This window comes from Akkermansia massiliensis (genome assembly GCF_023516715.1).
Taxonomy (GTDB): domain Bacteria; phylum Verrucomicrobiota; class Verrucomicrobiia; order Verrucomicrobiales; family Akkermansiaceae; genus Akkermansia; species Akkermansia massiliensis.
Genome location: NZ_JAMGSI010000002.1, coordinates 37584 through 50996, shown reverse-complemented (window position 1 = coordinate 50996; position 13413 = coordinate 37584). Strand labels below are relative to the sequence as shown.

The following is a 13413-nucleotide window of genomic DNA, read 5'->3' as shown; positions in this document are numbered from 1 at the left end:
GGAGGCGGAAGGGAGGGGGAATGCCTGCTATTCCAGCGGTCCCACCGTGATTTTCTGGCACAGGGTGTGGGATTGTCCGGAGGCGAGGGGAATGCAACGGGAATCGGCATTGCCCATTTCCACGCACAGGAATTTGTTCCAGGATTCCGCGCCCAGATCCGCCATGTTTCCGGCTCCCTGCTGTCCCGGGTTCCAGATGATGACGGAAGAGGCGTGGTCCCGCTCCACGGTGATGGCGCGGTTCAGCACGAAGTCTTCCAGCACGATTTTCCCGGAACAGGCCGGGCAGTCGTAAACGCGGTCCAGGCACCCCAGGGGGGCCAGCGGGCGTTCTCCGTGCTTCATGGGCTGGGCCGCTTCTTCCCGGAACGGTACGTCGTCCAGCCCGTGTACGCGGCATTTGGTCAGGTTGCCGACGGCAAAGTAGTTGTGAAAGGCTTCCGTGAGCTTGCAGGGCTGCATGCGGGCGGTGGTTTCCAGCTTCATGGCCAGCGTGCGGCCCAGCGCCAGGCGCAGGATGGCGGCGGGGTAGGATTCGTCTTCCGGATAGAAGGCCAGGGAAAGCAGGGCGTTCCCCCGCTTGTCCGTCTCCTGGTGATGGAGGCGCCATTCCGAGGTGCGCGCCACGCCGTGGGACGGTTCGCCCTTCCGCGGACCGAACCAGGGCCAGCAGACGGGAATGCCGCCGCGGATGGCTTTGCCGGGCGCAAAGACCGCATTGGGGGAAAGGAAGAGGCATTCTTCCTGCCCCTCCGGCTTCCATGACGTGAGGTGCGCCCCTTGCAGGCACAGGGTGGCTGTACAGAGCGGTGTTTCCACGTCCAGGAAAGTGACTCCCTGGTCTGTTGCTCGCCGGGTAATCATGGCTGGAGGCGTTCGATCGTCCAGGAACCGTTTTCCTGGAGCTTGTACATGAAACGGTCGTGAACGCGGCCGGGACCGCCCTGCCAGAATTCAAAGGTGTCCGGAATGATCCGGTAGCCGCCCCAGAAGGAGGGCAGGGGGATTTCTCCCTTGGAGAATTTGTTTTTCAGCTCCATCAGCTTCATTTCCAGCAGTTTTCTTCCGGAGATGACGGAGCTTTGCTGAGAGACCCACGCGCCAAGCTGGGATTCCTTGGGACGGGTGAGGAAGTATTTCAGGGATTCCGCGCGGGAAACCTTGACGGCCTTCCCGTAAATGATGACCTGGCGTTCCAGCATCACCCATGGCAGCATCATGCAGACCTGCGGGTTTTCTTCAATGTCATGGGCCTTGTGGCTGCCGTAGTTGGTGAAAAAGACGAAGCCTGTCTGGTCAAAGTATTTGAGCAGCACCGTACGCAGGGAGGGCCTGCCGTGGGCGTTCACCGTAGCCAGGGAAAAGGCGTTGGGTTCCGGAATGTCCGCTTTCAGGGCCTGTTCAAACCAGGTCTGGAATTGTTCAAAGGGGTTTTCCGCCAGGTCTTTTCTGTGAAGCTGGCCCTTGAGGTATTCTTCTCTGAAATTGGACAGGTCCATGATAGGGTGAAAGGTAAGTGTTATTCCACGCTGAAATCCAGCCCCAGGTCCAGGGAGGGGGCGGAGTGGGTGACGTAGCCCACGGAAACGAAGTCCACGCCGGATTCCGCAATGGCGGCCACCGTGTCCAGGTTGACGCCCCCGCTGGCTTCTATCAGGGGTGTGGCGCGGTCGCCGCGCATGGCGACGGCCTGCTTCAGCATCTCCGGCGTCATGTTGTCCAGAAGAATGTGGTCCACTCCTTCCAGCTTGAGGAAGGCTTCCACCTGTTCCAGAGTGTCCGCTTCCAGCTGGATTTCCACGCCGGGCTTTTCCGCGCGCAGCCTGTTGATGCACTGCTGGAGGTGTTCCGTGTTGCCGTCCGTCATCAGGTGGTTGTCCTTCACCATGGCGCGGTCATAAAGGCCCATGCGGTGGTTGGTGCCTCCGCCGTGGGCCACGGCTGCCTTTTCCAGCAGGCGGTAGCCGGGAGTGGTCTTGCGGGTGTCCAGGATGCGGGCGCTGGTGTGGGAAACGGCCTTCACGTATTTCCTGGTGAGCGTGGCTACGCCGGAAAGGCGCTGGATGAAGTTGAGCGCAGTGCGTTCCGCTCCCAGGATGGAGCGGGCGGAGCCTTCAATGAGCATCACCACGGCGCCGGGCGCCACGGCCTCCCCGTCATGCAGGTAGACTTCCACCTTCAGGGAGGGGTCCACCTTGCGGAAGACTTCCGCCGCCACGTTGACGCCGGAAAGAACGCCCTTTTTCCGGGGCGTCAGAATGGCTCTGGCGGTCAGGTGTTCCGGGACGAAGTATGTGGAAGTCACATCCCCGGGGCCGAAGTCTTCGGCCAGCGCCAGATTGATCAGGGTTTCCACGTTGTCGGATACGGTTTCTGCGGGCATGAAAGAAAATGCGGCTTAATATTCGCGGTTGAGGAGATAGTTGGCCAGTTCCACCAGGCGGGTGCGGCGTTCTTCCGGGAAGATCATCAGGGCGTCCAGGGCCGCCTGGGTGCGGCATTTCGCTTCGGAACGGGCTCCGTCCATGCCTATCAGGGCCGGGCAGGTGGATTTCTGGGCGTTCACGTCCTTGCCGGCGGTCTTGCCGAGCTTTTCCGTGGAGGCGGTCAGGTCCAGAATGTCATCAATTACCTGGAAGGCGAGGCCAAGGTTGTAGCCGAAGTCCGTGACGGCTTCCAACTGGGCTTCCGTGGCGTTCGCGGACATGGCGCCGAAGCGGAGGGCCGTGGTCAGCAGGGCCGCCGTCTTCCCTTCGTACACGGCGCGCACTTCCGGTTCGGAGAGCTGCTTGTGCTCCCCTTCCAGGTCCAGAATCTGGCCGCCGATGAGCATCGTGCTGCCGCCGGTAGCCGCCAGTTCCCGGACATAATCCCGGACAGTGTAGCGTTCCGTGTCGTCCACCTGGGCGATCACGGCAAAGGCTTCCGTCAGCAGGGCGTCTCCCGCCAGAATGGCTACCCCTTCCCCGAAGGCCTTGTGGCTGGTGGGCTTGCCGCGGCGCAGGTCGTCATTGTCCATGGCCGGCAGGTCGTCATGAATAAGGGAATACGTGTGCATCATTTCCACGGCGCAGGCGGGCACCAGGGCATTCACCGCCAGACCGCCGCAGGCTTCCGCGGCCGCCAGGCAGAGCACGGGGCGCATTCTCTTGCCGCCCGCGAACATGCTGTAGCGCATGGCCTTGTGGATGGTTTCAGGGCTTTCGTCCTCTGCGGGCAGAAGCCTGTCCAGCGCGGCGTCAATCAAGGCGCACTGTTCTGTAATGTAGTCGTTCAGGGATTGTTCTTCACACATGACGTTAAGGAATGGGTGCGGGGATAGTAGATATAGTTCAGCGGCCGACCAGAAGTTCCGCAATCTGTACGGCGTTCAGGGCTGCCCCTTTCCGGACCTGGTCGCCCACGACCCAGAGGGTCAGGGCATTGTCGATCGCCATGTCCATGCGCATGCGCCCCACGTAGCAGGTGTCCCCGTTGGTGCTGTCCAGCGGGGTGGGCCACACGCCTTCCGAGGGATTGTCCATCACGGCGACGCCGGGTTTTCCGTCATAGGCGCGGCGAGCCGTTTCCACATCCACAGGCTGCTCAAACTGGGCAGTCACGGAAATGGAATGGGAGCGGTACACGGGCACGCGCACGCAGGTGCACGTCACCTTGAGGTCGGGAAGGGAAAGGATTTTGCGGCCTTCATTGAGCATTTTAAGCTCTTCCTTCGTGTAGCCGCTTTCCGTGAAGGAGTCGATCTGGGGAAGAAGGTTGAAGGCGATCTGGTGCGGATAAACGTTTTTCACCACGGGATGGCCGTCCACCACGGCGCGCACCTGGGATTCCAGTTCCGCAATGCCGTGCTGCCCGCTTCCGGAAACCGCCTGGTAGCTGGAGGCGATGACGGTTTTCAGCCCGAAGCGCTGGTGCAGGGGGAAGAGGGCCATCAGCGTAATGATGGTGGTGCAGTTCGGGTTGGCGATGATGTTGCGGGGGTGGTTGAGGGCCGCTTCCGGGTTGATTTCCGGCACCACAAGGGGCACGTCCGGGTCCTGGCGGAAGGCGGAGGAATTGTCGATGACCACGCAGCCCGCGGCCGCGGCAATGGGGGCGAACTTCAGGGAAATGCCGCCGCCTGCGCTGAACAGGGCGATGTCCACGCCGTCAAAGGATTTTTCCGTCAATTCTTCCACAGTCAGCATTTCTCCCCGGAAGGCGACCTGTTTTCCGGCGGACCGGGCGGAGGCCAGAAGCTTCAGGGAGCCTACGGGAAAGTTGCGTGTTTCCAGGCAGGACAGGATCTCAACGCCCACCGCTCCGGTGGCGCCGACGATGGCAACATGGGGTGCTTGGTTCATGGTTGTGTCAGAAAATGGCGGAATTCGGTCCGCATGGGTATGATGATAAAGGTTTTTTCCCGGAAAGGCAATACGGGATCGGCAGCAGATGAACAGCGCAGGTCAATATGCAAGGTATAAACAATATTAACTATTCACTGTTAACTATTACATGCCTATTTAACCCATTTGCCCACGCCTTCCGGCAGCCTGCCGTCGGAGACAGGGCCGTAGCGGGTGGATTCCGTGTTGCCCCAGAGGGGAACGCCCACGATGCGCTTCCACCAGCCGGACATGCTGGCCCCCGTGTAGCAGCCGAAGCTCCAGCAGTCGGACCGCGGGGTGAAAATGTCCCGGCGGATGCGGTTCAGGTCTGTTTCGTGAATCCATTCCGTGGAGACGGCCATGATGTTGTTGCCGTAGTCCAGCATCCACGCAAAACAGTTGGAATGGCCGAAGTAGTAGAAGGATTCCACGAAGTCTCCGCGGAAGCGCGGGGAGGAATTCAGCGCCCGGATGGCCTGGTCCGCGCTGTCCACCCAGACGAGCTTGATCTTGTACTTGGAAGCCAGGTCGGCAATCCAGCGGGTATAGGGCTTGCCGTCCTCCCTGCCCCGTGTCGCATAGCCCGGACGGTAAACGATCCAGGTGATTCTGGCGGAGGGGTCCTTCTGCTGGATCTGGGCGATGCGGATGGTGGAGGCCCTTACAAAGTTGGCCCACCAGTTGTCATGCCTGTCAGGCTGTATTCTCAGTCCTTCCCATTGTCTGAGGGCGGGACCGCCGCACATGACGACGTGGACGGCATGGGACAGTCCCGTGCCGCCCGCCAGCAGGGCCAGAGCGAGAAAAAGGCGTGAAAACATGCCCGCACCCTACCTTTGCTCCCCGTGTCTGTCAACCCGCCGGAGTGTTTTTTACCGGAACAGACGCACATGGAATCCCATGGGATGATTTCCGTTTCCCTTTAGCAATTCACCACGTTCACGGCCAGGCCGCCCTGGGCGGTTTCCTTGTATTTGGACTGCATGTCCCTTCCGGTATCCAGCATGGTGCGGATGACTTTGTCCAGAGGGACGAAGTGGGCGCCCGTGCCGCCCAGGGCAATGCGGGCGGCGTTGATGGCCTTGATGGCGGCGATGGCGTTGCGTTCAATGCAGGGTATCTGGACGAGCCCAGCGATCGGGTCGCAGGTGAGGCCCAGATTGTGTTCCATGCCTATTTCCGCGGCGTTTTCCACCTGGTGGGGCGTTCCTCCCAGGTACTCCGCAAGCGCGGCCGCGGCCATGGAGCAGGCCACGCCCACCTCCCCCTGGCAGCCGACGTCCGCGCCGGAGATGGAGGCGTTTTTCTTGTACAGGATGGCGATGCCACCCGCGGTGAGCAGGAAGCGATGCACGGCGTCCGGATACGGTGAAACGCAGAATTTGGTGGCGTAGTTGAGAACCGCCGGAACAATCCCCGCCGCTCCGTTGGTGGGGGCGGTGACGATGCGGCCGCCGGCCGCGTTTTCCTCACTCACGGCAATGGCGTACAGGTTGATCCAGTCCATGATGGAGAGAGGGTCTTTCAGGGCCGATTCTCCATGCACCAGAAGGGATTTGCGGAGCGTCTTGGCGCGGCGGGGCACTTGCAGGACGCCCGGCAGGTTGCCGCGCGCGCTCATGCCGCTGGAAATGGACTGCTTCATGGTGGCCCAGATCAGGTTCAACTTTTCACGGACTTCCCGTTCCGGAAGCAGGGCGCATTCATTGGCCATGACGATGGAGGAGAGGGGGCATTCCCGTTCATCCGCCATGCGCAGCAGTTCTTCCGCGGATTCATAGGGGAGGGGGAACGGCTCCCGGTCCGGTTCCTCCGGATGCAGAAGCTCCTGCTCGGAAGCGACGAAGCCGCCCCCCGTGGAATAAAACACGGCGTCTTCCACCGGTTCTCCCTCCTGGTTGACTGCGGTGAACAGCATCCCGTTCGGGTGCAGGCGCAGAGGCTGGTAGTGGGAAAGGTCCAGGTCGCGGGTGGGGGAGAAACGGACGGTTTTTTCCTCCGTGACAGGGAGCGTTTCCTGCTGGTGCAGGCGGGCGATTTTTCCGGGAATGCTGCGCGGCTCCACCGTGTGGGGCTCTTCCCCCAGCAGGCCCAGCATGATGGCCGTGTCCGTGCCGTGCCCGTGGCCGGTGGCCGCCAGGGAGCCGTAGCATTCACAGCGGATGCCCGTGATTTCCGGCAGCCGGGGGGAATGGCGTATCTGTTCCAGAAAACGGTGCGCCGCCCGCATGGGGCCTACGGTATGGGAGGAGGATGGTCCTATCCCGATGCTGAAAAGCTCAAAAATGCTGTAATGGTGCATGTCCGTTTTCCTGTAGCGGGGCGGGGCGGAATTTCCCGCGGAAACTCCGCCCCGTTCCGGAAGATGGGCTTACAGCCCCAGCAGGTAGCGTTCCGCTTCAATGGCGGCGCCGCAGCCCATGCCGGCGGAGGAAATGGCCTGGCGGTAGTGAGGGTCCGCCACGTCTCCGGCGGCGAACAGGCCCGGCGTCTTGGTCGCCATCAGGCCGGGTTCCCGGATGATGTAGCCGGCGTCGTCCCGGTCTACCAGATCCCCCAGGAAAGACGTATTCGGCGTGTGGCCGATCGCCATGAAGACGCACTTGACGGGCAGTTCCGTTACATCCCCTTCCACCAGGTCCTTCAGCATGACGGCCTCCAGTTCTCCCTTGTCGTCCGTCTTGTAGCTCACGATGGTGGAATTCCACATGGGGAAAATCTTTTCATTGGACAGCGTGCGCTCCGCCATGATTTTGGAGGCGCGGAGCGTGTCCCGGCGGTGGATCAGGTACACCCTGGAGGCGAAGCGCGTCAGGAACATGGCTTCTTCACAGGCGCTGTCTCCTCCGCCCACCACGCACACGGGCACGTCCCGGTAAAAGGCTCCGTCACAGGTAGCGCAGGCGGTGAGGCCGTGGCCTACCAGCCCTTCCTCCCCGGGTATGCCCAGGTAGCGGGCGGAAGCTCCCGTAGCCACGATGATGCTGCGGGCTTCGTAATTCTGGCCGCTGGTCTTCACGGTGAACAGCCCGGTGGCTTCATCCCTGATGACGCTCTTGACGTCTTCATACGCAAACCGGGTGCCGAACTTTTCCGCCTGCTGCTGCATCAGGAACATCAGGTCCGGCCCCATCACGCCGTCCGGAAAGCCCGGGAAATTTTCCACCTCCGTGGTGGTGGTCAGCTGGCCGCCGATCTGGGAGCCCGTAATGAGAAGCGGAGAGAGATTGGCGCGGGCGGTGTAAATGGCCGCCGTGTAGCCTGCGCAGCCTGCGCCGATGATAATGACTTGTTCGCTCATAATATGTGTAAGTGATCGCCGCAAGGTTAAAGGAACGGCGCCCGTTTTGCGAGTAGATTTTGCGCTATGCGGCAGCAGAGCGGCGGCCTATGGCCCTGCGGCTCCGGGGCGGTTTCCGGCAGAAGAGGAAAAGAGCTGTTTGCACGTATCCCTGGCGACGGTTTGCAGTATTTTGGCCCTGTCTGCGGGAAGGCTGCACAGCCGCACTCCTTTCAGGGACAGTTTGGCCGGGAGGCCCAGCGGAGACTTTCCGAACAGGGTGCAGTACATCACGCAGGCCGCCAGGTAGCTTCCCGCCTCCGTTGGGTGCTGGCCGTCCGCCTGGTACAGGGCAATTCCGGGATGGCGTTTGAGGCAGTTTTCCCAGGCAATTCCCACAGGGGCCACGGCGGCTTTTTCCTTCCGGGCGAGATTCAAATACGTGGCGAGGAGGGCTTTTTGCTCCTGCGGGTCCGGAACGCCGGAGGCGTCCTTTCTTCCCCACGTCAGCATCAGGACGGGCGTTCCCTGGGCGGCGCGTACCTGGGAGCACCATTTGCCGCCGAATTCCATGGTCCGCTCCGGGGCCACGACGGGAGTGGCGCTCTGGTCCTGGAGAATGACGAAGTCCCAGGCCGTTCCTTCCAGCTTTTCACGGGCGCGCCCGTCATTCCAGTGGGACTGGAAGGAGGCTGCCGGAGCCGCGTGCATGTGCACGTCCGGCCGCAGTCCTTTGGTGTCAGCCATGGCCTTGACCATGGCGGGCATGCGGTTGAAAAACGTATAGCTGTTTCCCAGGAAAAGAATATGGCTCCCGGAACGTGCAGGGGCACAGCGCGGCCAGGGGCTTTCCCCTTGCGGTTTTTCCTGCGCCTGGAGGGTGCATGGAAAAGCTGCCCAGGTGAAAAACAGCAGCGGGAAAATTTTCATGGGCGGCATCATGGCTTTAGCTGAATTCTAATGTTTCCGGAATGAAACTTCAAATGGATTTCATGAAGCACGCCACTTCTCTTTATGCATCAGGTAAAACGTGAATTGAATGGAGATGAAGGGGAAGCGTTCAATCCTTCCGTTTCGGCAAACCCTTGTACAGGTACCGGGCTTCAGGAATCCTGCCGACGGTTCTGTCAAGCAGGGCGGGGATATCCTTGTCGCCGTAGCCGGCCATGCGGAGGTATTTTTTGACTTCCACCGCTTTGGTCGGGAAGCACTGCATTAATTCGCGGACGAATATTCTTTCCCTTCTGGGTATGATGTTCTTAAGTTTATTGTTTCTTGCCTCGTTGGTCGCGAGCCTGTTGGCGAATTCGCCGGCTGCTTCCCGGTCGCCGGTGAGCTGGGGGGCATGGTCCAGAAGCATTTCCGAACAGATCCAGGTGGCCTCAAAGGCGTGATCGAAACTGCTCCGGAATTGCTGGAGAACCAGTGCTCTCGCTGTTAGAAAAAACCGCAGCGCTTCCTCCTTTTCCGGCAAGGTGGAATGCTTGTCCGTTAAGGCGGCTAGCGGCATGCTCCGGGACATGAAATCTTTAACTTTATAGTCCAGGTTAGTGTGGTTCATCAGCCACATGACGTTGCTGTGCCGGTTAACGTCGATGAATGGCGCGGTCGCAATCAGGCGGCACAGGAAGAGGCCGTCGGTCAATTCCTGTGGAGTGACATTTTTTTTCTGTAAAGGCTGGCCTCCTTCAGCATTTTGTCGGCTTCCTGGTAGAAGGGAATGATGCTGTCCTCGTCGAGCAGTCTTTTAAGTTGGAGCAGTTTCGTGTTCTGCTTGTTAAGGTTCCTGGTGGCTGAGGGAATGGGCAGGCGGATATCGGAGAAAGCGGGAGAATGGAACAAAAGGAGGGCCGTCCAAGCCAGGAGAATAGGTACATAAACAGGGTTCATGGAATGATATGGAAAAGGATTATTTATGAGTTGGTATGAAGCACTTTGCCTGTCGTACTGCGTGTCACGGTGCGGCGGAATTTGGAGACGGTTACTTTGACGTTTTGTAATCCTTTGGTTGGAGAATTCTCATCGGTTTCTTCTCCGTCATAAGTGAAATTAAAATCCTGGGGATAGGGTTTGCCATGAATCAGAAGGCAGCCCTTGTCACCGGAACGGACATGCCAGCCGCATGCCCATGAAAAGGGCTTGGGAAGATTGGAAGCCTGCAATTGGGGCAATCGAATTCCGGGTTTAAACTTCCATCCGATATAGTCACTGGGAATTGCCTTGTTTTTGGCGTTGGGGCGGAACAAAACGGCGCCGGGATCATGTTCCGGTTTGAATCCTTCCGGATCATTCGCCCGTTCAATGAAGGCGATATTACTGAAACTCACTTTTAATGGATGCAGGGTTAAATCCAGGACGGTGGATGCTCCCGCATGGTCTTTTTCTCCATCTGCTGCACACTTGGGCATTCGTTTCCCCGTATGTACTGCCATGATTTCAGATGGAATAAAAATATGAAGAATCAGAGGTTTTCTCTCCGGCAGTTCTTCGTCGAGATTTGTTTTGACTCGGATTGTAAGAATCTTGTTTTCAGTAATATCCTTGTTGAAGGTTAGAATTGCCTGATTATCTCCATCCTCCGATTTTTCAACGGTGGCCAGATTATCCGGTTCCATGGTCCATTCTATGGAATCCAAATCCACCTCTTTTAACCGCTTCCCGGTCACGGTCAGTTCAACTTCTTCTCCAATACCCACATCAGTCCGTTTTTTGTCGTCCTCCTGGTTTCCTCCGTCAATCATGCATTGGGCGGACGCCACATCCGTCTTTGATTCAATATACAGGGAGCAGTCGTCCATGTCTGGAGTTTCTTCCGCATGAAGAACCGTATTGGCGCCTCCCGGAAATATCAGGAACAGCAGAAGAAATAAAAGGCGGAGAATCGGTGTAAACATGGAGGATGGATGAACTATTTCTGCACTCTTATCACTCTATCTTCTTATTTTATTTATTGTCAACGGTTTATATAATATGTTAGAAAAGTGGTGAATCGTCTGGAAGGTGAATGGGTTAAGTCTGGCCACGTTGTTGCATGACTGGGGAAGTTTTTCCGGGAGCCTTGCCGAAGGAAGACGGGTGTGGTTGGATATGGGGCATGAAGCCTGAATCGCTGACCAAGCACCGTGCGACGGGAGTGGATGATCCTCTATTCCTGGATTCCCTGGATATTTACCGGACAAGTTTTCCGGTGCACGAACAGCGGCGCGTCCAGGATTTTCCGCTGGCGTTTCAAGACCCGGGCTTTTGTTATGAGGTATTTTTAAACGGGGCAGGCCGGGTGGTTGCCATGCTGGTGAGCTGGCAGCGTGAGGCATTCGTGTATCTGGAATATTTCGCCGTGGATGCCTCCCTGCGCGGACAGGGCGCCGGCCAAAGGATTCTGGAAGAATTGAGGGACGCTTTTCCCCACAAGGTTATTCTGGAGATTGATCCTCCGGAGGACGGGATTTCACGCCGCCGCCTGGGGTTTTACCAGCGGCACGGCTTTGTGCCCAATCCCCAGTTTGATTACATTCATGCCCCTTATACGGATGAAGGGAAGCCTTTCCCCCTCCTGCTGATGACGCATGAAACCTTGCTGGACGAGGAAACGTACCGGAGCTTTGTTGATTTCCACCACAATCACGTGGTGGCGAGGTAGGCGCATTTCCGGGAAAAGGGCCCGCCAGAAAAAGAGCTGTTGAATCCGGCGTCTTCTTCCTTTCCGTTTTAGCGTATTGGTTTTTATTTCCTGATCCTGTCACATCGTTTCCGTGCGTTCAAAATGCCGGGAGGATTGAGTATGATGGGGAATGATTTGCCAACGGATAACAAATCCGGTGTCAAGCGTGTATTTTTGATAAGTAAAGATTTATATTTCTCTTTTAATAGAGCGGCGGCCTTCCTTAAAAACGCTTCTTTAAGAAAAAGAACAGGCGGTTCCTTGTTCTATTTCAATTTATTTCATCATTTACTGCTTGTTTTTTTCAAATACCGGATTTGTTATCCGTTTCAGTGGACGCATGTTCAATCCCCATGGCCATTTAACTTTCAAGGGAACGGCAGTGGCGGCAGCCTTATGCCTCATTTCCGGCGTACAGGCTTCTTCCCTGTTGTACGGACTGGATTTCAACCAGCTTGGGAGCAATCAGAATTTCATCAATCTGGGAAGCGGTTCCACTGCCATTTCAAAAACGACCGGGTACATCAATTGGAGTAATAGTATTACACCCATGACGGACGGCGGTTATTCCCACTGTCCCAACGGTGGAACGTTCAACATCACCAGCACCAATGGCATTGACGGCCTGAATTTTGCCACCGGTTTCAGCGTGGGCATCCACATGTATTACAGTTCTTCCAGTGCTGACTGGAAGGATGCTTTTTCCATGACGATAGCGGGCACGACGATCAGGGTGGAGATGACGGCCGCCAATAAATGGGTGATTTACAACGGGGGGAATATCGGAATTCCGGACGGAACCGAGTTGTTTGCTGCTTCTGATGATACATGGAACTACCTTGGACTGACGTTCAAGGGAAATGAGATGCAGGTTTACCACGATGGCGAGCTTGTCAAAACGGTCACGACGAGTCTTTCCGGTGATTCCAAGGTTACCAGCATCAAGGGGAGCGGGGATCACAATCCTGGGGCCAACGGCCTTTTCGTCGATAACCTGGCTGTGTACGACAGCGTGTTGAACGGAAACGATTTTGCCTACCTGGATACGCACGGCATGCCCTTGTCCATCCCGGAACCGGCCACCGCTACGCTGGGGCTTCTCGGGCTGACGGCGCTCCTGGTGCGCCGCAAACGTGCCTGAGCTTGGTTTTTCTGAACATTAAAAGAGCCGTTCCTCATTTCCGTGGAACGGCTCTTTTAATTTATAAACGAAGTGGGCCTTGGTCCGCAGGGCGCGGAGAATCAGCTCCATGCCCGGTCAACGGCTTCCTGTTCTTCCGGTCCAAGGCGCCTGGAAAGCCGTTCCCTCATGCGCAGCCGGTATTCGGGAATGCTCCAGGAATGGAGCGGCTGAACGGCGGAGTTGGTGAATTGCCAGGAGGGGATGGGCACCACCACATCCAGGACTTCTCCGGCCCTGGACGGCATTCCGGCCAGTACCGCTGCAATGGCGGAGGAAAGCTCCGGACGTTCGTCCAGAACATCCAGCAGCCATCCGCAGCCCAGGTCCGTGGGAATGGCTTCCGTTCCGGCCAGCAGGTCCGCGAGGCGTTCGGAAGGAAGTTTTTTGGAGATGGAGGCCAGATAAGGGGCAAACCGCATGTCGCCCAGGCTCATCAGGGCGTCCAGCGCTGGGGCCATGCTCGCTTGGCCGGGTAGCGGATTCGCACAGATGATGTCTGCCAGCCCGGCGATTCCGGGAAAGCGTTCCTCCGGTTTGGGGGAGGCCAGCGTGTAAATCAGGAAGGAGGCCTGACGGCGGATGTCCGGGGCCTCATCCGTCATGGAGAAGGGCAGGAGGGCCCGCCATCCGTCCCCCTTGCGCTGGCGGATGAAGGTGGCCAGTTGCAGCGCGCATTTGCGCCGCGCGTCCGGTGCGCAGCAGGACTGGAAGATGTTGTAAATGGTGACGCCTTCTTCTTCCCTGCCCATTTCATTGCAGGTGACCAGCCCATAGGCGATCATGGCCAGGGGCCACTGGTCCGGACCGATTTCATCCCTGCGCGAGGGATCCATGACGAGGGCGGCAAGCCGCTTGATTTCCGACAGAGAACTGGTTTGATCCTGAAAAAGGCCCATGCCCGCATGATAGCCGGCGGCAGGAG

General features: G+C 58.2%; 15 protein-coding genes. 2 read left to right on the top strand and 13 right to left on the bottom strand.

Translation table 11 applies throughout. The annotated features are described in order from the left end of the window. Positions 1-27: 27 nt before the first annotated feature. The 12 genes from M8N44_RS07930 to M8N44_RS07875 form a co-directional block, all read right to left on the bottom strand. A complete protein-coding gene (locus M8N44_RS07930; RefSeq protein ID WP_102728375.1) occupies positions 28-864 on the bottom strand; it encodes a D-hexose-6-phosphate mutarotase in 837 nt (278 codons plus the stop codon). After that, the gene (gene pdxH / locus M8N44_RS07925) at positions 861-1499 is read right to left on the bottom strand and encodes a pyridoxamine 5'-phosphate oxidase (RefSeq protein WP_022396019.1); all 639 of its coding nucleotides are present in this window, start codon (positions 1497-1499) and stop codon (positions 861-863) included. Before pdxH ends, M8N44_RS07930 begins: the two co-directional genes overlap by 4 nt. 20 nt (positions 1500-1519) lie before the next feature. Beyond that, entirely contained in the window at positions 1520-2383 is an 864-nt protein-coding gene (gene nadC / locus M8N44_RS07920) for a carboxylating nicotinate-nucleotide diphosphorylase (protein WP_102728376.1), read from the bottom strand. 15 nt (positions 2384-2398) lie between these two features. Then, positions 2399-3295: a polyprenyl synthetase family protein gene (locus M8N44_RS07915; protein WP_022396021.1), complete on the bottom strand. Its 897-nt coding sequence runs from the start codon at positions 3293-3295 to the stop codon at positions 2399-2401. A 37-nt stretch (positions 3296-3332) separates the two neighbouring features. Further along, positions 3333-4343, bottom strand: coding sequence for an aspartate-semialdehyde dehydrogenase (locus tag M8N44_RS07910; RefSeq protein ID WP_022396022.1), 1011 nt, complete (start codon positions 4341-4343; stop codon positions 3333-3335). Positions 4344-4498: 155 nt separating this feature from the next. Further along, entirely contained in the window at positions 4499-5188 is a 690-nt protein-coding gene (locus M8N44_RS07905) for a hypothetical protein (protein ID WP_022396023.1), read from the bottom strand. Positions 5189-5289: 101 nt separating this feature from the next. Next, on the bottom strand, positions 5290-6669 hold the full coding sequence (locus M8N44_RS07900; RefSeq protein ID WP_022396024.1) for an L-serine ammonia-lyase: 1380 nt from the start codon (positions 6667-6669) through the stop codon (positions 5290-5292). 69 nt (positions 6670-6738) lie between these two features. After that, on the bottom strand, positions 6739-7668 hold the full coding sequence (trxB, locus tag M8N44_RS07895) for a thioredoxin-disulfide reductase (protein ID WP_022396025.1): 930 nt from the start codon (positions 7666-7668) through the stop codon (positions 6739-6741). An 87-nt stretch (positions 7669-7755) separates the two neighbouring features. Then, positions 7756-8577 carry an SGNH/GDSL hydrolase family protein gene (locus M8N44_RS07890; protein ID WP_146021119.1) on the bottom strand — a complete coding sequence of 274 codons (822 nt, stop codon included), beginning with the start codon at positions 8575-8577 and terminating at the stop codon, positions 7756-7758. Positions 8578-8707: 130 nt separating this feature from the next. Continuing rightward, entirely contained in the window at positions 8708-9292 is a 585-nt protein-coding gene (locus M8N44_RS07885; protein ID WP_102728377.1) for a hypothetical protein, read from the bottom strand. Then, entirely contained in the window at positions 9289-9537 is a 249-nt protein-coding gene (locus M8N44_RS07880; RefSeq protein ID WP_102728378.1) for a hypothetical protein, read from the bottom strand. Before M8N44_RS07880 ends, M8N44_RS07885 begins: the two co-directional genes overlap by 4 nt. A gap of 23 nt (positions 9538-9560) precedes the next feature. Then, the gene (locus M8N44_RS07875) at positions 9561-10541 is read right to left on the bottom strand and encodes a hypothetical protein (protein ID WP_102728379.1); all 981 of its coding nucleotides are present in this window, start codon (positions 10539-10541) and stop codon (positions 9561-9563) included. Positions 10542-10741: 200 nt separating this feature from the next. On the opposite strand from M8N44_RS07875, the gene M8N44_RS07870 reads away from it, so the two are divergent. Together M8N44_RS07870 and M8N44_RS07865 are read left to right on the top strand one after the other, a co-directional pair. Then, positions 10742-11287, top strand: coding sequence for a GNAT family N-acetyltransferase (locus M8N44_RS07870; RefSeq protein ID WP_180973164.1), 546 nt, complete (start codon positions 10742-10744; stop codon positions 11285-11287). Between the two features lie 361 nt (positions 11288-11648). Then, a complete protein-coding gene (locus M8N44_RS07865; RefSeq protein WP_102728381.1) occupies positions 11649-12449 on the top strand; it encodes a LamG-like jellyroll fold domain-containing protein in 801 nt (266 codons plus the stop codon). Positions 12450-12550: 101 nt separating this feature from the next. On the opposite strand, the gene M8N44_RS07860 is transcribed toward M8N44_RS07865, so the two are convergent. Then, a complete protein-coding gene (locus M8N44_RS07860; protein ID WP_102749493.1) occupies positions 12551-13387 on the bottom strand; it encodes a hypothetical protein in 837 nt (278 codons plus the stop codon). Positions 13388-13413: the final 26 nt, after the last annotated feature.

Bases quoted from the DNA above. Each gene is read 5' to 3' on its own strand.
- M8N44_RS07870 (WP_180973164.1), top strand. From the start codon at position 10,742: ATGAAGCCTGAATCGCTGACCAAGCACCGTGCGACGGGAGTGGATGAT.
- nadC (WP_102728376.1), bottom strand. From the start codon at position 2,383: ATGCCCGCAGAAACCGTATCCGACAACGTGGAAACCCTGATCAATCTG.
- pdxH (WP_022396019.1), bottom strand. From the start codon at position 1,499: ATGGACCTGTCCAATTTCAGAGAAGAATACCTCAAGGGCCAGCTTCAC.
- M8N44_RS07905 (WP_022396023.1), bottom strand. From the start codon at position 5,188: ATGTTTTCACGCCTTTTTCTCGCTCTGGCCCTGCTGGCGGGCGGCACG.
- M8N44_RS07865 (WP_102728381.1), top strand. From the start codon at position 11,649: ATGTTCAATCCCCATGGCCATTTAACTTTCAAGGGAACGGCAGTGGCG.
- M8N44_RS07860 (WP_102749493.1), bottom strand. From the start codon at position 13,387: ATGGGCCTTTTTCAGGATCAAACCAGTTCTCTGTCGGAAATCAAGCGG.
- M8N44_RS07915 (WP_022396021.1), bottom strand. From the start codon at position 3,295: ATGTGTGAAGAACAATCCCTGAACGACTACATTACAGAACAGTGCGCC.
- M8N44_RS07910 (WP_022396022.1), bottom strand. From the start codon at position 4,343: ATGAACCAAGCACCCCATGTTGCCATCGTCGGCGCCACCGGAGCGGTG.
- M8N44_RS07930 (WP_102728375.1), bottom strand. From the start codon at position 864: ATGATTACCCGGCGAGCAACAGACCAGGGAGTCACTTTCCTGGACGTG.
- M8N44_RS07880 (WP_102728378.1), bottom strand. From the start codon at position 9,537: ATGAACCCTGTTTATGTACCTATTCTCCTGGCTTGGACGGCCCTCCTT.
- M8N44_RS07875 (WP_102728379.1), bottom strand. From the start codon at position 10,541: ATGTTTACACCGATTCTCCGCCTTTTATTTCTTCTGCTGTTCCTGATA.
- M8N44_RS07900 (WP_022396024.1), bottom strand. From the start codon at position 6,669: ATGCACCATTACAGCATTTTTGAGCTTTTCAGCATCGGGATAGGACCA.
- trxB (WP_022396025.1), bottom strand. From the start codon at position 7,668: ATGAGCGAACAAGTCATTATCATCGGCGCAGGCTGCGCAGGCTACACG.
- M8N44_RS07890 (WP_146021119.1), bottom strand. From the start codon at position 8,577: ATGAAAATTTTCCCGCTGCTGTTTTTCACCTGGGCAGCTTTTCCATGC.